At 40.5% G+C, this 19,101-nt stretch carries 15 protein-coding genes; 6 read left to right on the top strand and 9 right to left on the bottom strand.

The features are described 5' to 3' along the window. Window positions 1-167 precede the first annotated feature (167 nt). The 3 genes from AN389_RS08420 to lepB all read left to right on the top strand — a co-directional run bounded on the left by AN389_RS08420 (window position 168) and on the right by lepB (window position 2,236). Window positions 168-1,130 carry a zinc-binding dehydrogenase gene (locus tag AN389_RS08420; RefSeq protein WP_055018504.1) on the top strand — a complete coding sequence of 321 codons (963 nt, stop codon included), beginning with the start codon at window positions 168-170 and terminating at the stop codon, window positions 1,128-1,130. Between the two features lie 61 nt (window positions 1,131-1,191). Beyond that, window positions 1,192-1,446: a DUF2999 family protein gene (locus tag AN389_RS08415; RefSeq protein WP_004586776.1), complete on the top strand. Its 255-nt coding sequence runs from the start codon at window positions 1,192-1,194 to the stop codon at window positions 1,444-1,446. 139 nt (window positions 1,447-1,585) lie between these two features. Further along, window positions 1,586-2,236, top strand: a complete 651-nt coding sequence (lepB, locus tag AN389_RS08410) for a signal peptidase I (RefSeq protein WP_055019605.1) — start codon at window positions 1,586-1,588, stop codon at window positions 2,234-2,236. A gap of 32 nt (window positions 2,237-2,268) precedes the next feature. On the opposite strand, the gene AN389_RS08405 is transcribed toward lepB, so the two are convergent. The 6 genes from AN389_RS08405 to AN389_RS08375 form a co-directional block, all read right to left on the bottom strand. Continuing rightward, the gene (locus AN389_RS08405; RefSeq protein WP_055018502.1) at window positions 2,269-3,522 is read right to left on the bottom strand and encodes a nitrate regulatory protein; all 1,254 of its coding nucleotides are present in this window, start codon (window positions 3,520-3,522) and stop codon (window positions 2,269-2,271) included. Between the two features lie 269 nt (window positions 3,523-3,791). Continuing rightward, entirely contained in the window at window positions 3,792-4,658 is an 867-nt protein-coding gene (gene cobA / locus AN389_RS08395) for a uroporphyrinogen-III C-methyltransferase (protein ID WP_055018500.1), read from the bottom strand. Between the two features lie 10 nt (window positions 4,659-4,668). Next, on the bottom strand, window positions 4,669-5,022 hold the full coding sequence (gene nirD, locus AN389_RS08390) for a nitrite reductase small subunit NirD (protein ID WP_024033472.1): 354 nt from the start codon (window positions 5,020-5,022) through the stop codon (window positions 4,669-4,671). Further along, window positions 5,009-7,585 carry a nitrite reductase large subunit NirB gene (nirB, locus tag AN389_RS08385; RefSeq protein WP_055019604.1) on the bottom strand — a complete coding sequence of 859 codons (2,577 nt, stop codon included), beginning with the start codon at window positions 7,583-7,585 and terminating at the stop codon, window positions 5,009-5,011. Before nirB ends, nirD begins: the two co-directional genes overlap by 14 nt. 417 nt (window positions 7,586-8,002) lie before the next feature. Next, window positions 8,003-8,659, bottom strand: coding sequence for a carbonic anhydrase (locus AN389_RS08380; RefSeq protein WP_055014361.1), 657 nt, complete (start codon window positions 8,657-8,659; stop codon window positions 8,003-8,005). Between the two features lie 287 nt (window positions 8,660-8,946). Further along, window positions 8,947-11,019 carry a TonB-dependent receptor domain-containing protein gene (locus tag AN389_RS08375; RefSeq protein WP_055019603.1) on the bottom strand — a complete coding sequence of 691 codons (2,073 nt, stop codon included), beginning with the start codon at window positions 11,017-11,019 and terminating at the stop codon, window positions 8,947-8,949. A gap of 195 nt (window positions 11,020-11,214) precedes the next feature. On the opposite strand from AN389_RS08375, the gene AN389_RS08370 reads away from it, so the two are divergent. Together AN389_RS08370 and AN389_RS08365 are read left to right on the top strand one after the other, a co-directional pair. Beyond that, window positions 11,215-12,132 carry a LysR family transcriptional regulator gene (locus AN389_RS08370; RefSeq protein ID WP_004586768.1) on the top strand — a complete coding sequence of 306 codons (918 nt, stop codon included), beginning with the start codon at window positions 11,215-11,217 and terminating at the stop codon, window positions 12,130-12,132. 423 nt (window positions 12,133-12,555) lie between these two features. After that, a complete protein-coding gene (locus AN389_RS08365; protein ID WP_055019602.1) occupies window positions 12,556-13,503 on the top strand; it encodes a siderophore ABC transporter substrate-binding protein in 948 nt (315 codons plus the stop codon). A gap of 30 nt (window positions 13,504-13,533) precedes the next feature. Here AN389_RS08365 and AN389_RS08360 read toward each other — a convergent pair whose 3' ends face one another. The 3 genes from AN389_RS08360 to AN389_RS08350 form a co-directional block, all read right to left on the bottom strand. Further along, window positions 13,534-15,183, bottom strand: coding sequence for a diguanylate cyclase (locus AN389_RS08360; protein ID WP_055019601.1), 1,650 nt, complete (start codon window positions 15,181-15,183; stop codon window positions 13,534-13,536). A gap of 352 nt (window positions 15,184-15,535) precedes the next feature. Next, window positions 15,536-16,264 carry an NrtR DNA-binding winged helix domain-containing protein gene (locus tag AN389_RS08355; protein ID WP_082430545.1) on the bottom strand — a complete coding sequence of 243 codons (729 nt, stop codon included), beginning with the start codon at window positions 16,262-16,264 and terminating at the stop codon, window positions 15,536-15,538. Between the two features lie 218 nt (window positions 16,265-16,482). Continuing rightward, a complete protein-coding gene (locus AN389_RS08350) occupies window positions 16,483-17,433 on the bottom strand; it encodes an IS30 family transposase (RefSeq protein WP_055019600.1) in 951 nt (316 codons plus the stop codon). Between the two features lie 287 nt (window positions 17,434-17,720). On the opposite strand from AN389_RS08350, the gene AN389_RS08345 reads away from it, so the two are divergent. After that, window positions 17,721-19,076 (top strand): MFS transporter, encoded by a 1,356-nt coding sequence (locus tag AN389_RS08345; RefSeq protein WP_055019599.1) that lies wholly within the window; start codon window positions 17,721-17,723, stop codon window positions 19,074-19,076. The last annotated feature ends 25 nt before the right edge of the window (window positions 19,077-19,101 follow it).

Here is a 19,101-nt window from a genome sequence, read left to right as displayed (position 1 = left end):
ATGGATGTAGGTAAGGGGCGTGAGCAGGACGCGGAAGCTTTGCTCGGTTTTTACTTAGCCCACTAGGTTACAAACCTCGCGCCGCGATTAAATGGCCCCTAGATTGAACAAATTTTAATCCTGAAAGGTTAACAGGCCCTAATTAAAAAGTTAAATACGGAGCATTAATGAAATATATTTCTCATGAGGATGGCACCCTAGCATTTAGTGAAACCGATAAACCGGTTTTAAAAAGTCACGAAGTGCTAGTAAAAGTATCTGCTATAGGTGTAAATCGCGCTGATTGCATGCAGCGCCAAGGTAAATATCCAGCGCCAGCTGGGGATAGCCCCATTTTAGGTTTAGAGTGTGCAGGCACAGTGGTTGAGCTTGGCAGTGAAGTGGATAAAAGCTGGCTTCATAAACGTATTTTTAGCTTGTGCGCAGGCGGGGCTTACAGCGAGTACGTAGCTATAGATGCCAAACAATTAATGGCATTACCTGATGAGCTAACCATGGTAGAAGGTGCTGCCATTAGCGAAGTATACCTAACAGCATTTGGCGCCCTTTTTGAACTTGGTAAATTACAACAAAGCCAAACAGCGCTTATTCATGCAGGGGCAAGTGGAGTAGGCGGGGCGGCTATTCAAATGGCTAAAAGTGCAGGTGCAACGGTGGTGATTACTGCCGGCTCAGATGAAAAATGCCAACATGCAAAAGCGCTTGGCGCCGATCATGCCATTAACTACAAAACAACTGACTTTGTAGAATATATGCAAGCAAATGAGCTTTCAGCAAATGTAATTATAGATCCTGTTTCGGGCAGTTATTTAAATAAAAATGCGGCTATTGCCGCCATGGATTGCCAAATTATTATGCTTGCTTTTTTAGATGGGCGTTTTGCTGAGGTTGATTTTGCAGCGTTGTTACGCAAACGTACTTCGTTTCATGCCTCAACACTTAGAAACCGGAGCATTGAGTTTAAACGCCAATTACGCGATGATTTAGTCGCGCGTTTTTACAATGATATTGCAACTAGAAAGTACGAGTTTAACGTGTATAAAACACTACCGTGGAGCGATGCAAGCGAAGCGCACGCAATATTAGAGCGTAATGAAAATGCAGGTAAAGTGGTACTACTGGTAGAGTAACTCTTTAATTTTAGGGTTTAGCCCATATACTAAGCCCTATAAAAAACACATAAGGTTAATAATGAATCCAATACTAGCAATACTTAAAGAGCACAACGTAAGCGACGAAAAAGTAAAAGCACTATTCGAAGCCTTTACGCAAAACCCAATGATGGCTATGGCACTAGTGCAAGAGCTTGGTATCCCACCTGAAAAACTACAGCAATTAATGGCGGTGGTAATGACTCAACCGCATTTAATTAAAGAGGCTACCGACGAGCTAGGCTTAGACTTTGAAAAGGTAAAAGAAGCGAAAGATAAGCTAAACCAGCAATAAGCCCTACAAGTTACTCATTACCAAGGCATAAGCCTTGGTAATCTTGCCTTAAGTTCCACACACTTTTTGTTACATTGTTCATGGAACTGCTTGGTATTAAGCGAGTCATACCAGTACTTATGATAGGTAGGGACTAGGTATGAAGGCACTTTATAAATTTTGGAAAAATAACCGTTCGTTAATTTTATTTATTGCGCTTATGAGCGTGTTTAGAAGCGCGGTTGCAGATTGGTATGAAGTACCGACAGGCTCGATGAAACCCACTATTTTAGAAGGCGATAGAATATTAACTGATAAAATGGCCTACGATATTCGCATTCCGTTTACGCATATACCTTTAGTAAAATTAGCCGACCCAAAAACAGGCGATATTATTGTATTTGATTCACAAGCTGCAGAAAATCGGTTAATTAAACGCGTAATTGGTGTACCTGGCGATACTGTTGCGCTTTACAATAACGAGCTTGTCATTAATGGCGTTAAAGTTAATTACAATAATTTGCAAAGCAATATTGATTCTTTAGATAAAATAGAAGACTTAAATGGTCATAAGCACACGATTCGTGTTGCGCATACGCCTTCGCAGCTATCGGGTTTTAATAAAATAACCATTCCAGATGATTATTATTTAGCAATGGGTGATAACCGCGACCACAGTGCTGACTCGCGTGTTATTGGTTTAATTCCTCGCAGCGAACTACTTGGCAAAGCAGAGCGCATTATTGTGTCGCTTGATTACGACGATTATTACTTACCGCGTAAAAACCGCTTTTTAAGACCCTTACTTTAAGGCGGTTTTGGGCGCTAACCACACGCCCGATTTTAATCGCTTAGCTCTACAATTTTTTGTGCAATATTATAAAGCGAGCAGTGCGAGTTCATTGCTTGCTGTTGTAATTTTTTATGAGCTTGCTCTTCGCTAAGGCTTAACTGTTCAATTAAAATATACTTTGCTTGATGTATTATTTTTTGTTCTGTTATTACTCGTTTAGCATCAACTAAAGCCTGATTTATTTGCTTAATATGCTGGCTTTGCTCCATGATTAAGTCGTACATACTTTTATTACTATTGAGTTTATTGGCGGCGGTATTTTGAGGTGTGCTTTGCTTAAACGCGAGTTGGCCATCAGTAATTGGCATGTATTGCTCTTCAAGGCTGCTTATAACCTGTTTGTTTGAATTTAAAGTTCGCTGTGCCTGAGCTATTTGCATAGCTGCAGAGTCAATAAGGTAGTCACTGAGGTTTTGCTCAATCTTATGCATAATATCTATGCGCGTTGTTGTCACCTCGTACCACACTTCACTAAGTTGAGAGAGCGGCTGCGCGTTTTCGTCATCTAAATTTTGTAAAAGCCCCCTCAGCTGATCTACCTGTTTATTGACGGGGTGATCAGTTAAAGATCGGTAGCATTTTAATACATGGTCGTCGGCGTACTCGTTAAAAAACGTAAAGCTGTGGTGCTGTTGTTGAACAAAATGCGCAAGCTGTTGTTTTTGCTCTACAGTAAACTTACTTGATGCAAACGCTTGCGCGCCACATGCACGTTCTTGCCCAGCATATTCTTTACCTTGCATAAAGTTAAAGTAGGCAACAAGCAAGCGAGTAACGCGCGGGTCGCTTGCGCCATCGGCGGCTTCTAAAATAATATTAAGTAAATACGATATAAGCTGTGTGTATGATTGCGTAGCATGCACAGGACTCACTTTTTGATTTGCTATTTGCACTCTAAGGTTTGGTAGCGCATCTAACGATTGCAAACTATGGGTAATTAAATTGTATAAACGGGTGTGGCCTGTGTCGGCGTTATCGGTAATAAAAGTCGTTTTTATTGACTGGTAAAACAGTGTTTGCGTTTGTTCTGTTAAGCTAATCTGTTGCTTTAGCTGCGAAGTAAAACGCTTGCGGTTTGAGGCGAGATAAATATTGCTCATGCCGCGCTCTTTTTGTAACTGATGTATAAAATCGCCCAGTTTAGTAAGTGATGCACAGCTTTTTTGAAGCTGTTTTAAGGCATGAATCTCTTGGTATTTTGCTGCTAATAAAAACTGTTTTGTGAGAGGATTGCTCGATAACATAGGACTTATTCCGCACTTTTTTGTTTTTAAAGTGCAACCACTGTTCCAAACATTTAAAAATGCATTGATTGAATTTAAAACTAAATTAAAACAGTCTCTTAAAGCCATTGTTTTTATGTATTTGCCTATTAACTGTTGTGTATTTAATACAGTAATAAACCTTTTTGGTGCAAAATTTGTGATTTATGCACCCCATTGCGTCCTTTGTAAAATAAGAAAAAAAAGTGTTTACTCTGTAAACTACACAGAGCAAACACCAGAGGGGGAATTTATACCTCGCTATACTTAAGCAGCTCTGGGCTAACAGCCATTTTATGATTTATTACCTCGCCTATCATAATGAGCGTAGGGCCTGTTAATGTATGAACTGCACCTTCACTGACAATATGCTCAAGCGTGCTGGTTATTATCTTTTGTTTATTCGTTGTCGCATTTTCTATTAGTGCGATAGGGGTTGTTTTAGGCCAGCCAACTGATAGCAAGCCCGCGCTTAATGCGCTTAATCGTGCTAATCCCATATAGACAACTAATGTAGGATTATTGGCGTTTTGCACATAGCTGTAATTGTGCCAATTAGGGAGTTTATTAGGATCGGCAAATTGTGCCGTTAAAAACGTAACACTTCGGGCTACATCGCGGGCGGTAAGGGGGATACCGGTATACGCTGAGGCAGCACAGGCTGTGGTAACGCCAGGTATAATAGCAAAATTAATATTATGCTCTGTTAGGGCGCTCGCCTCTTCATTGATGCGCGCAAAAATACTCGGATCACCCCCTTTTAAACGAACAACTTTACACCCTTGTTGTGCATATTTTACTAATAGGGCACTTATGGTAGCTTGGGGCATAGAATGTTTACCAGCGCGTTTACCTACATATACACGCTGTGCATGTTTAGGTATGGTATTTAAAAGCGCTTCGCTTACTAAGCTGTCGTACAATACCACGTCGGCTGCTGCAATATGGCGCTGCGCTTTAACCGTTATAAGCTCAGCATCGCCCGGGCCTGCTCCTATTAAATACACGTGGCCGCTTTTTGGGTGTTCAGCTTTGTGCTTTGTATTTTGAGTTAGCTTATTAACAAATTTGTTTAGCCATGGGCTTTCAATACCTGAAAAATATGAAAGAACACTCATTTTATGCTCCTCATGCTAATGCTGTAATGGCTTTTGGCTCAGCACTAACAAAGACATTGCCATTGTCTATTTTGGCTTCAAATACGGGGAGCTGTATTGCCTCTGCTTCTAGGCATTCGCCAGTATTTAAACAAAAATGTTGCTTATACAAAGGGGAGGCCACTACTAATTTGCCATCAATAGAGCCAATAATACCGCGCGATAGTACATTGGCTTTGCCTATCGGGTCGTAGTTGCTAATGGCTAACACAGGCTCACTATTTTGTGGAACATAAAATATGGCCACTTGCTGGTTGTTTACTAATGCGCATACGCCACTATTAGCAACTAGGTCATCGGTTGTTCCAATTTTATGCCAATACATCAGCTTGCTCCTGCTCAATTTCCATTACGGGGATACGGTTTGTTGAATTTTGTTGGTTACGTTTTTCAGACTCAGTAGCAGGGCGAATTTGGTTGCGCTCTTGTACAAATAAAATATTGCTATCGGCATCTGGGCTATTAATAAATTGGCGGAACCGTTTTGAGGCCTCAGGACTTTCGACTGCTTTTTTCCATTCGCAGGCATAAGTTTTAGTTATAAACGCCATTTGCGTTTCAAGTTCGTGGCAAATACCTAAGCTGTCGTCTATTACTACGCTTTTTAAATAATCTAACCCGCCCTCTAAATTTTCCAACCACACTGAGGTGCGCTGTAGCTTATCGGCGGTTTTAATGTAAAACATGAGCACACGGTCAATGTATTTAATGAGTGTGTCGGTATCTAAATCGGTCGCAAATAAATCAGCATGGCGTGGGCGCATACCGCCATTACCACACACGTATAAGTTCCAGCCATTTTCGGTCGCTATTACGCCTATATCTTTGCTTTGTGCCTCAGCACATTCGCGAGTACAGCCGGAAACGGCCATTTTAATTTTATGCGGTGCGCGTAATCCTTTGTAGCGGTCTTCAATCGCTATTGCGTGGCCAACACTGTCTTGTACACCATAGCGACACCACGTACTCCCAACACACGATTTAACCGTTCTGAGCGATTTACCATACGCATGGCCTGTTTCAAAACCTGCGGCTATAAGTCTTTCCCAAATAATAGGGAGCTCTTCAAGGCGTGCACCAAATAAATCAATACGCTGCCCACCGGTGACTTTACAATACAGATTAAAGTCTTTGGCCACTTGGCCAATAACAATGAGTTTGTCGGGGGTAATTTCACCACCAGCAATACGAGGCACTACTGAGTAGGAGCCATCTTTTTGCATATTAGCTAGGTAAGTGTCGTTAGTGTCTTGCAGGCCAACATGAGCAGGCTCTAAAATAAAGTCGTTCCATGTTGAGGCTAAAATAGAAGCCACTGCGGGTTTACATATTTCACAGCCGTGATGACCGCTGCCATGCTTAGTGAGTAAATCATCAAAGGTTTTAATGCTTTCTACTTTTACTATATGCAGTAGCTCTTGGCGTGAATAAGCAAAATGCTCACACACATGGTTATTTACTTCAACGCCACGGCTTTCAAGCTCACTGTCGACTACCGATTTTAATAACGCGGTACAGCCGCCACAGCCACTGGCGGCTTTGGTGCACGCTTTAACTGCAGATAAATCGCATGAGCCGCTATCAATGGCACCCACTATATCGCCTTTACTTACATTGTGGCATGAACAAATGGTGGCGGTATCGGGCAGGGCATTCCCAGCTAAAACAGGTGCGCCTTCGCTGTCAGGTAAAATGAGGCACTCAGGGTGTGCGGGTAATTCCATGTCGTTTAACATGTACTGCAACAGTGTGTCGTAATCGCTAGTATCGCCAACAAGTACTGCGCCTAATAACTTGTTGCCGGCCTCATTTAAAATAATTTTTTTATAACAATCACGAATAGGATCTTGATAAATGAGCACTTTGCAATCGGGGGTTTTAGCGTGCGCATCGCCAATAGAACCTACCTCTACACCAAGGAGCTTTAATTTTGTGCTCATATCGGCGCCTAAAAACTCAAGGTTGCCGCCTGTGAGTTGACTTGTTGCAACGCGGGCCATGTTGTAGCCAGGTGCTACTAAACCAAAAAGTTTTTTATCCCAAAGGGCGCACTCACCAATGGCATAAATATCAGGGTCTGATGTTTGGCATTGGTTATTAATTACAATACCGCCGCGCTCTCCTAGTTCTAGCTCGGCTACTTTACCTAGCTCATCGTAAGGGCGAATACCGGCCGAGAACAAAATTAAGTCGGTTTCTAAAAACGTGCCATCTGAAAAATTTAGTCTGTAACGGCTTGTTTCGCCTTTTACTATTTCGCTGGTGACCTTAGCGGTATGCACGCTCACGCCCAGCTTTTCTATTTTATTTTTTAACAGCGTGCCACCTTGAGAGTCGAGTTGGACTGCCATAAGTTGCGGTGCAAATTCAACAACATGTGTATCAAGTCCAAGTTGCTTAATTGCATTGGCCGCTTCAAGTCCTAATAAACCGCCACCTATCACTACGCCACTTTTACTTTGAGCGGCGCTTGCTTTTATTTGCTCTAAATCCTCTAGGGTACGGTAAACCAAGCAATGGGGTTGGTCATTCCCTTTAATAGGCGGTACAAACGGGTACGACCCTGTTGCTAAAATAAGCTTATCGTAACTAAACGTATCACCAGTTTGAGTGTTAACTACTTTGTTTGTTTTATCTATTTCATTAACCCACTGATTAGTATGTACATTTATATTTAACTGCTGGTAATTATCAAAGGTGGTGAGGGCTAAATCGGCGGCTGTTTTACCATCAAATACGCTGGATAAGTAAACACGGTCATATGCTAAATTTGCTTCCCCGCACAGTACGGTAATGTGTGCATTAGCGTCGCTTTGGCGCATTTGCTCTACAAAATGGTGCCCAACCATCCCATTACCAATAATGAGTATTTTTGTTGGTGTTTGCATTGGTATCCCCTCAATGACGGTTTAATTTAAAACAAAAAAGCCCGCCACAGATACAAGTTAATGTAACTGCGAGCGGGCTTCTTTGCCTGTGGTCATAACAACCTAAATGTGTGTCGTTTTAATAACGAACAGTATGGTTATCTTGTAAGCAAAAATACGACCAATTTTATAAGTGTTTGTTTTTTAAGAGCTACACTGCTTTTGAATGGTTTTATTTACACATATTTGAGTGGTTTTGGTGCGGTGCTAGCACTATAGAAGTGCAAATAAAGAGGTTACGACGTGCTAAGTAGTCAAAAAAGTGCATTTTGTGCTGTTAACTAATAACGGGGGAGACGTTTAGGGTATGAATAAAAAAATACGCCTAATGTTATTTTGAGATAAAAAACACTAGGCGTATTAATACTGTAAAGCGGCTTACTTACTTTGCTTTGCCAGGGTTTCTACATCGGTATCTTCAACAGGTTTAAAGCTGCCTGTTGCTTCATCGTAGGTTTTAATTTCTGCAGATTCAATATCATATACCCAACCGTGTAGCTTAATTTGACCAGTTGCAATTTTTGCAGCCACAGCAGGGTGTGTTTTTATATGCTGTAACTGTTGTACTACGTTCTCTTCGATTACCAAGCCTAGGTGGTCGTTATTATTTAGCTCTGCGCAACCGCATTTTTCTTTTACAACTTCTGTTGCTACGCGGCTGTGACCAAGCCACTCTTTAACGTGCGGCAAGCTTGATAACCCCTCAGTATTTATAGCGCCTTTCATTGCTCCACAGTCTGAGTGTCCACAAATAATAATGTGTGATACGCCCAGCGCTGCCACTGCAAATTCAATTGAGGCAGTCATGCCACCGGTTTGATTACTGTGCGGCGGGATAATATTGCCCGCGTTACGGCAAATAAATAATTCACCGGGTTCGGTTTGAGTTACTAAGTTAGGGTCGATACGTGAGTCGGCACAGGTGATAAATAACACTTCTGGGTTTTGACCATTGGCTAGTTTTTGAAACGCTGCTTTTTTTGATGGGTAAACTTCTTTTTGAAACTTAGCCACGCCCGAAATAATATGTTCCATGTACAACTCCTAATTGGGGTAATTTAATCGTATTACTTATAGCTTTATTCGCCAGACAAATTAGCGCCAGTATAACTTTGTTCTTATTTTTTTTGTACTGTTTAGCCGTTTAATAAATTTCATGTAATTTAATTAAATGCTGCATAAGGGGCGGTAGGTTATCAAAGCCATTAATGGCAAGTTTTATAATGAATCAACGTGGATAGGGATTTGTAAGGTTATTTAAATAAATTGGCAAAATAGGGAAGATAGGAGCGTGTTAAACGCCCCTATTAAATTAGAGTGTATTAAAAGTCATAGTTAAAGCTTAGAGTAAGCCTTCTACCATCTAATACAACGCCATAAGTCTCGTTGGTAACTACACGGTCTGTTACGTTATATAAGCCAGCCATGAGTTTTAAGTCATCAGTAATCCAATAACGAGCACCTATATCCATCATGGTGTAACCCGGAGTGCCATCACTTAGGCTGGTACGACTTAAGTAGTCGGTTGTTTCGCCACGATAATTTACACGGCTCCATAAATTTACAGTATCGCTGGCATCCCAATTTAAGCTAATGTTAGCCATTTGCTTTGGTATTTTATTTAAAGGCTCGCCTGCAAAGTCACCTGTTTTTTGCTCAGAATCAGTGTAAGAATAGTCGCCTTTAACACGTAAACTTTGGTTAATACGGTAGCTTATCGTTGCTTCTAACCCTTGCATCTGCGCTTTTGAGATATTTTTTTGCGTACTTAAAAACTGATAGGTATTGCCGCTGAATTCACATTGGTAGTTTTCAAAGTCATTCCTATCAATATTTTCGCTAACACAGTATCTATCTTCTGCAATTTTATCATCAAAGTTTGTCTGATAAAGCGTTAAGCTAGTGGATAGACCTACTTTGGGGTCGTTATAAATAAAACCTACTTCGTAGTTTACGCTGGTTTCAGGCTCTAGATCAGGATTACCTATGATCAAGGCACGTGAAATTGATGTCCCATCTGCAGATAAATTAGGCGACCCGCCGCCACCAGTACCGCGTCCAAAGCCAGCTGTGGCTTGAGAGAGTGAAGGTTGCGTATACCCGGTAGAAACACCGCCCTTAATAGTAAAATTATTAGTGGTATGCCAGTTGGCATACAGGCGGGGTGACCAATGCGAGCCAAATTGTTCATCGTTATCGTATCTTAAGCCTGTTGTTATGGCTAAGTCGTCAATAAAGTTCCACTCAACCTCTGTGAATAAAGCACCAATCCACCGATCTACCGTGTCACTTGCAATAGCAACATTAGCATCAAGTAAACCGTTGGTTTCATCAACGAGCTCTTCTGTTTTATAGCGTGCGCCAACAGTATAAATGTGCTTATCGCCTGCGTAAGTTGCCGAACTATTTAGCGTGATCACTTCTTCTTTTTTATCTTCATTTTGAACACGTTCCGATAAGTCTTGCTGAAGATACGTATTTGTAGTTAGCTTGCCATAATTACCATTATGAGTAACTACATACATTTGCTTCTCATATTCGTATTGAGACCCTTCGGCATCAGCCGCAATAGACTCACCTGGCGTATGCTTAAAATCAATGTTTGATGTATTGTAAGCTAAGCTCATTCGGTTTTTAGCATTTACAGCCCAATTAAATTTTACACCTAATTGCGTTGTATCCGAATCAGGGCGGCTTGCAGCAGAGTCTCCACCGCCTGAATAACCACTTTCATCGGTATGCTGTAAAGACCCTGTAAGCTCAACGCCTAATGCGTCTTTTATTAAAGCGCCGCCCAGATAAAAGTCACTATTGTACTCATCATTACTTACATCATTCATCGATGAGGTATAACTGGCCGCCAAACTGCCTGACCAGTGTTGAGGGGCTGCACGGGTAATAATATTAATTACACCCCCCATTGCCTCTGAGCCATAAAGCGATGACATAGGGCCGCGAATAACTTCTACACGCTCAATCATTGCAAGCGGTGGAATACCAATTTGTTTGCCTCCATCGGCACCGTTGGTATTGACAGAGCGACCCGCTGAAATAGGGCGGCCATCAACAAGGTATAGGGTGTACTGATCATCCATACCACGAATACTAATATCTTGCATATTACCGCCACCACTGACGTATACGCCGGGTATATCGCGAACAGCATCCACCACAGTGGTATAAGACTGTTTACGTAACTCTTCTTGTAATATGACCGAGATAGAAGCAGGGGCGTCTATAATTTTTTGTTGGTAACCGGTTGCTGTTACAACCATTGTTTCCATTTCGTTGTTATTTTCTGTGGCCGAAGCTCCCATGGCTAAAGGGACAAAAATAGCCAAAGGCAACTTTTTACAGGTCAATGGTGCTTGCTTAAACAATGAGCGGTTGCACATTAAAATGTTCTCCTTTACGTGTAGACCTTTATTTATAAAGTGCAAATGATAATTCTTATTGTTATCATGTAAAGAAAATTGAATGGAACAATGTGTTGCAAAAGCCGCAACACATTGCACTCGTTTGTTTATGACAAACAGGTTTAACTGTAGGTATAAGCCTGTTTTTTATTTCAAACGTTGCAGGAGGTTATAGTGTTACAGTTTAAAGAATTACATAGTTTTGTGTCTGTTGTTAGTTCGGGCAGTTTATCAAGTTCTGCAAAAACGCTTCAGTTATCTAAATCAACTCTTAGCCGACACCTAAAAAATTTAGAGCAAGATACAGGTTATACTTTATTAAAAAGAATGCCTAAAAGCTTAGTCCCTACGGAGGCAGGGCTGCGCTTTTATAGTTATTGCGAGCAAATACTTCGCATTGCTAATGAGGCCAAACATGAACTAGCTACACTCGATGAAAAGATACAAGGCGAGGTGGTTGTGTATGTTGATAATGGTTTATTAAGAGGTTGGCTAGGCGATGTGGTTGCTCAGTTTTTAACGCGCTTTCCTGATGTGAGCGTGACTTTAAAAACAGATATAAAGGCAAATTCAAATCAGTGGCGAGATCATATTTTACTTTGTATGGGCTCTCTCCCAGAGACCAGCCAACGCCAAGAAAAACTCTGCATGTTATGGCAAGGAGTATTTGGTAGTAAAGAGTATTTTAGCCGTAACGGCTACCCACAATCACCGGAAGATTTGATAAACACACAATGGCTTCAATTACTTGGGAATAAAAGCGAGCAGCTAGTGATGACTGATCAGCGTGGGACAACATTAAGTGTGCCTGTACCTTCATCACGTATTCAGTCTGATCAGCTCGTGTTACAGGGGGATGCAATAAGCCATGGGCATGGGCTGGGTTTATTACCACTGTGGCAAGCCAGCATGCGGCTCAATGCTCACCCTGGGTGTTTTGAGCGTTGTTTAAACGACTGGGTAGCGGATCCACTGCCTATTTGGCTATGTTACCCATTTGGTAAATTAGCGAAAAAGCAACGCGCCTTTATAGATCATATTAAAGGTAATTTACCTAAAGCCTGGAACACTGAAATATGCCAAAGTATGTAATAGTAATTAGAGTATGTTGAGCTTTTAAGTTAACTTCTCATCAGTCTGTTTGGTATTTAGGCAAAGTCGAGCCTATCTCGTTATTCCCTATAAATAGGCGCTAACGTCGTATTAACGCCAAACAGCCGCTGCCCAAAGGGTCTCCCTGGGGACTATTTAATCTTAGTAATTCGGCTTTTGCTTAATCCATCATGTTACAAAAATCGCACTGTGATTAAATAGCCCCTAGTTTAAACAAATTTTAGTCCGCAAAGATCAACAGACCCTCACAAACGCGAAGAAGTGTCTTAGTGTTCTAGAAACTGCAACGCAAAAAACCGCTTTTATACCCAATAAAACAAATACGACTCATTATCATTTTTAGGTGTGCGTGATAGCATGGCCTACCAATTACCTATACTTACACAAAAGGAAATAGTAATAATGTACGGTCAATTTTTAAATATACTTATAATTTTAGTGTTCGGCTTTTATTCAGTGGCAAGTTTTGCCAACTACCCTTTAACAATAGAGCATGCAGGAAAGAAGCCTGTTGTTATAAAACAAAAACCTAAAAAAGTGGTTGTTTTTGATTTAGGTGTACTCGATACCATAACAGCGCTTGATGTTGAAGTAACCGCTGTAGCTAAGGGCGTGTTCCCAGATTATTTGGCAGGTTATAACACCTCTGATAAAGCAATAGCGGGTAGTTTATTTAAACCCGACTATGCAAAGCTCAAAGATATAAAACCTGACCTTATTATTGTGGGTGGCCGAAGCCGTAAGGCCCTTGATAAATTATCGGGTATTGCGCCAACTATTGATTTAACCGTTAATGCCGATAGCTTTGTGCCTAGCGTTAAAAGAAATGTTTTATTACTGGGCAGTATTTTTGATAAAAAACAACAAGCAAAGTCACTGTGGGAAAAGCTAAACAGTAAAATCCTAACTTTGCAGGCTAAAGCAAAAAGTAAAGGTGCAGGGCTAGTTTTATTTACCGTAAAAGATGTGTTTATTGCACATTTACCTGGCGATAGGTTTGGTATGGTGTATGACCTGTTAGGTATTCCAAGCGTTGGTAAAATTAATAAACAAACCGACAGTAAAGCAAATAAAAAGCAAACTAAAGCACAAAAAGCCAAACATGCTGCAACCCTTACAAAAGCATACATAGAAAAAAAACCTGATTGGTTATTTATACTCGACAGAGGGCTAGCAACCGCAGGACAAAGTAATATTAAGCAAGCATTAACTAGTTCACCTTTTATAAAAAATTCCAACGCTTGGCAAAAAAATCATGTTTATTATCTAAATCCAACACAATGGTACGTAGTTACTGGTGGATACACGAGTGTACTTAACACGGTTAATGATCTAAATACACTATGGTAAGTAACAAGCCCAAAAGTGCACACTATTAACTCAGCATACTTTGAGTTTATGGGCTGATTTTAAGTTATACATACGCTGATCCGCTAAGGTTAAACACTCGGTATGGTTTTGGCATTCATCGCTTGATGCTATGCCATAACTAATACCTGATTGCGGCCATTGACGCTGTATAGTGTTATGTAATGCTTTGAGCTTTTGGGTGAGCGTGGTTTTAAGCTGGGGGAGGTGTGATTTGTTTTTGACTTTACATAACCAAATAAATTCATCGCCCCCGGTTCTAAATACGGTGCCGTCTTGCGCTAAATGGTGTGTCATTAATTTTGCTGCATTAATTAAAAACGCATCCCCTTTGGCGTGCCCAAGCCCATCGTTTATTTTTTTTATTCCATCACAATCTATAAACACAATGATGTAAGCACTATGTGCAAGTTTAACCAGCTCATCATCTAATAATAATCGGTTGCCAACTTGGGTTAGAGGGTCAAAGCGAGATTCATACAATAAGGTATTAAACGCTTGATGCTTTAACTTCAGCCACTCAGATAAAGATAATAATATACACACGCAATCTATTGCTAAAGCGATCAGCACAAAGATTTCTGCTGATGTTGCATTTATTAAATTAAAATGAAACGCAACGTAGACTACTAATGAGAGGCTATAGAGCACATTGCCAAATAAAAAGTACTTGGCTCTAAAATCGTTCAGGCTAAGCATAGCAAACCCGGTAGTTAAACTAAGCGTAACCCATATTGCTGCTAAAAAATGCGCGGTATAAAACACCACATAAAAGGGCATTAATAGACTGCAAACGCCACATACAAAGGCAGTAATAGAGAAGTATTTTAATGCGCGTGTCAGCTTGTTTGTTTTTTCTTTATAAAAGTTAAATAGGTAGTAGGTAAATGCGCCAGCGCAACTCACAGCAAAGGCGAATAAATACATACCTAAGTAATGTTTATTAAAAGTGGGACTGGCGTAAACTGCATTGAAAGCACCTGAGGCAAACGCCCAACCAAAGCCATGTAAACCAACATAGCCAGCACAAAATAAGGCCACTTTTTGTTTTACATTTAAAAACATTACCAAGGCCAATATTGCTAAAGTAAGCATGACTGAAATAGCAATAAGGCTTATTGAGTTTATATAAAATTGATGATGTAAAAATGCACCCTCATCTAAAATAGTCAGATCAACTGGGGTAGGGTAATGTTTGGCTTCTAAATATATCCACAAATAGCCCTTGCTTGGTTCAAAAAAGGGCAGTTTAAATGCCTGACCATGCATTAAAATGGCCTGCTGGTTTACATGAGTCTGCGAAAAATCAGCAAGCTTAACTATATCCCCCTGTTCGGTTTGCCAAAAGGCTAGGCCAACATCGATAAAATTGGCCTGAGGAAGCACATACCAATCACCAGTGGCGGGGCTATTTAGTGCCACTTTTGTCACTACAGCGCCACTTTTACCGAGCAGAGTGCTTATTTCAGAACTGTTTTTATATGATGTAATGACTTGTTGAGCAGAAGGTGTGGTATTAAATGCTGTAACAGGACGCCACAGGTTATCATCCTCTATGGTAGTGTTATTGTTATTAAGTGGATAAGCATGTGTTAGCGGGCTAAAAAAAGCACAGAAAAAAAATACTGTTAATATACCAGCCCGCGCCATACCTAAACTCACTTTAAAAACCCATTAAGTCATTATATTTAAAGTACAAGCGCCTTGTACATAAAGCAATCAAAACTAATAGAGCTAAGCAAAGGTACGTTTAAAAATGTAGCTGTTTTTTGGTAGGTTTACATCCCGAAGTTTTTGATTTTTATAGCAAGTTCATGTGATAGATTAAGTATAAATATCTTTTGAAGCCTATAAATATCTTTTGGGGCTTATAAATGATTAATAAACTTAAGGTTGATAAGGGTGACTATACAGGTACGAAACTCACCCAGCTTTAACGTTTTTGGTGTTTTTTTAATAGTGTATCTGTTGTGATTTATGTTAATTTTTAAAACATACCGCTGCATCGTTGCATTTAAAACTCAAACGTAAAACCAAATTCTCTTAGTTTTTCGTATACGTTTATATCAAAACGGTACAAAGTAGCGGCTCTGTGAGCTACATTTGTTTGCTTTTCTTTGCAGTTTATTAGTAAGTTCATTTTTTGGAACTTACGTCTAAAGTTAGGTTTATCGAGTGATTTATTTAAAATCGACTCGTAAATTCCTTGTAGCTCAAGTAGGGTAAACTTTTCAGGGAGCAGGCTAAAACCAATCGGCTCGTGCCTTACTTTATAGCGTAAGTAATCTAAGCCACTTTTTAAAATGTCGGCGTGGTCAAACATTAAAGGGGGGACGTTATTTACATCAAACCATTCACATTCTAAAGCATTGTCGCCGCTCACAAGATTGGTTTCTTCAAAGCGTACGAGCGAATAGTAAACAATGGTTATAATACGTCTAGCAGGGTAGCGGTCAACGTTACCAAACGCACCTAACTGATCTAAATAAAGGTTTTCAACACCGGTCGTACTTTTAACAACACGCAGAGCTGCAAGGTCTAAGTTTTCATCTTTACGAACCCAGTGACCAATTAAACCCCACTGGCTTGTTGCAAGGCCGCGGTTATATTTAACTAGCAACACCTTTAACTTACCTTCATGAATAGCAAATACAATATTATCTACGGTTAGATTACTAATGCAGTCATCAGGAATTGATTCTTCGTCAATATTGTTAGAAATGTTTGATGTTTTATGGTGCATAAATTACTCAGCCAAAGCTATACGTAGATATTGTTATAAAGACTATTAAGAGTATATAAAAGGGGCTTAAAGCGCAAATAAAAAGCGTTTATAAATCCTATCTAAAACAACCACATCTATATAATTAACGGTTACTTGAACTGTACCCAATTAAATTAATTTACAAACTTAGTGTTCTTTAGCCGCGAATTCAAGTCCGAAGTGCACCACTCACTAAATTAGGCTGCTCCACGTAATTCGTTAAAGACGACCTCAGGTTGTTTGTAACCAAGGCATTTCCTTGGTCTCAAGTTCAGAGCACGTTGCGCTTGCGCAACCTGCTTGTCTGTTACTGTTCTAAGGGCTGTGCCTTTGCTGATGTACTGCCGCAGTAATCCGTTAAAGTTCTCATTTAAACCTCGCTCCCATGACGAATAGGGATTGGCGAAGTAAATGTCTGTTTTCAACTTTTCGGCAACTAGCTCGTGTCCGCAAAACTCCGTGCCGTTGTCTGCGGTAATCGTATGCACATGGCTACGATAGCGCCACAACATTCCAACCATTGCACGACTGACTTCTGCTGCGCTCTTCGCAGGCACCTTGCGAATTAGATAAAACTTACTCTTACGCTCAACCAAACTCACAATAGCACCCGTGCCGCTTTTGCCCAGGACGCTGTCTGCTTCCCAATCGCCAAAGCGTCTCTTTTTATCAACGATAGCAGGCCTATGCTCAATACCAACGCGGTTCGGGATAATCACGCGTTTCGCACGGCTGCCTTTTCGGTACTTGCGTCGGCCATGACGCAGTTGTTTATACAGCTTGCCACCCGTTAATTTATCGCGCTGTACATCGCCATAAATCCACTCATGACTAACCGGATGACCGATAAGTTTACCCACACCTGATATTTGTTCAGGGCTCCACTTTTCATTCAAGCCGAACTCGACAAACATAATAGTGAGTGCTGATACGCTATATTTTGCTGCACTTCGTCGTCGCTTGACGGATTTTGATTGCGCCTCCTCAGGGAGATAGTGCGTACCACGAATTCTATTACGCCGGACCTCACGACTTATCGTGCTGTGGCTCACTTTCAAACGATTTCCAATTTCTCGGTAACTGAAACCCTCGCGTAAGTAGGCTTTTATCTGGTATCGTTGTCCCTCGAACAACTGTTTGTAACTCATGGTAACTACTCTTGTTTTTTGGCGATTACAGAGTACCACCAACAGGCAGTTGATCTCTTCTCACCATTTAACCAAGAGTGGTGCACTTATTATCTGAATTCGGGTCTAAGTAGTGGTTCTTTATTGAGCGAGCAATACCTTTGTATGTTAGTAGCTTTGATTCTTAATTAGTGTGATGTATCAAGTAAATTACCAGTAAATTAAAAATGTAACATAAATGTTTACATGCGCTAAAAATGCATATAGTATTTTTGACTATATCGATTTGCATTGAAAATTGAGCACACATGAACAACACAAAACACACACTCACAATTAAAGAAAAAATAGGGTACGGACTTGGCGATACAGCTAGTAATATTGTATTTCAAATGGTCGCTAACTTTATGTTGATATTTTATACCGATGTTTACGGTTTATCTGCAGCCGCTGCGGGTACCTTATTATTAGCGGTTCGTTTATTTGATGGAATTACCGACCCTATAATGGGTAGCATTGCCGATAGAACTCGCAGCCGTTGGGGCTCTTACCGCCCATATATATTATTTTTAGCCGTGCCTTATGGTGTGTTTGCTTGCTTAGCATTTATAACCCCCGATTTTGATTCTACGGGCAAGCTTATATATGCCTACTTTACTTACGGGCTATTAATGACGTGTTATACCGCTATTAATATACCTTATGGCGCACTTGGCGCAGTAATGACAAACGATCCAAAAGAGCGAGCATCGCTTCAGTCATATCGATTTGCAATGGCAATGGCTGCACTACTTGTAATTGTATGGGCACTGCCTAAGCTAGTTACTTTTTTTGGCGACGGCGACGATGTAGTAGGTTACCCGCTAGCCATGGTGTTTTTAGGCGGACTTGCTGCGGCTTGTTTTTTACTATGTTTTAAAATGACTAAAGAAACAAAACAAGTTAAACCCGCGCAAACTAAAAAGAATGCCTTCCTTGAATTTTTAAGCTTATTTAAAAACGATCAATGGGTTGTAATAGCCGTTATAAGCCTAGCAACATTAATTTTAATTGGCGTTAGAGCCTCTGTAGCGCCGCATTATATTAAGTACTACGTGGGAGAAGCCTCACTTACTTCTAATTTTTTAACACTTTCAGCAATTGGCTCAGTACTAGGCGCTGTGTCTACTAACTTTTTAACCAAATTTATTGAAAAGAAAACACTTTTTATCGCCGCGTTAGTGGTGGTGATTGTTTCTCATAGCATGTTCTACGTACTTGAGAGCGACGCCATAGTCACCATTTTTATCGTCTACTTTATTGCTAACTTTGCCCACATGATAATTACCCCAATTATGTTTTCAATGGTGGCAGATACGGTTGACTATGGCGCCTTAAAAATTGGTCGCAGATTAACCGCTGTTACGTTTTCGGGCCATTTATTAGCAATAAAACTAGGCTTTGCAATCGGCGGTGCGATTGCTGGTTGGATATTATCTGGCTATGCATACGTGCCTAATCAAGAACAGTCAGAACACACGTTATCAGGCATTTTACTCGCCTTTGCCGGCATTCCAGTAATTTGTACCGTGGCATGTTTAATTTTTATAACACGTTACAAACTTACCGAGCCTGAAGTAAAGCGCATTCAAACGCAGCTGGCTGATAACAAAACCATAAACTAATTTAGCAGCCCACTTTGCGCCTTTT

This window comes from Pseudoalteromonas sp. P1-7a (assembly GCF_001401855.1).
In the GTDB taxonomy this organism is placed as follows: Bacteria; Pseudomonadota; Gammaproteobacteria; order Enterobacterales; family Alteromonadaceae; genus Pseudoalteromonas.
Note: the sequence above shows the minus strand (reverse complement) of the source record. Positions and strands in the feature narration are given on the sequence as shown.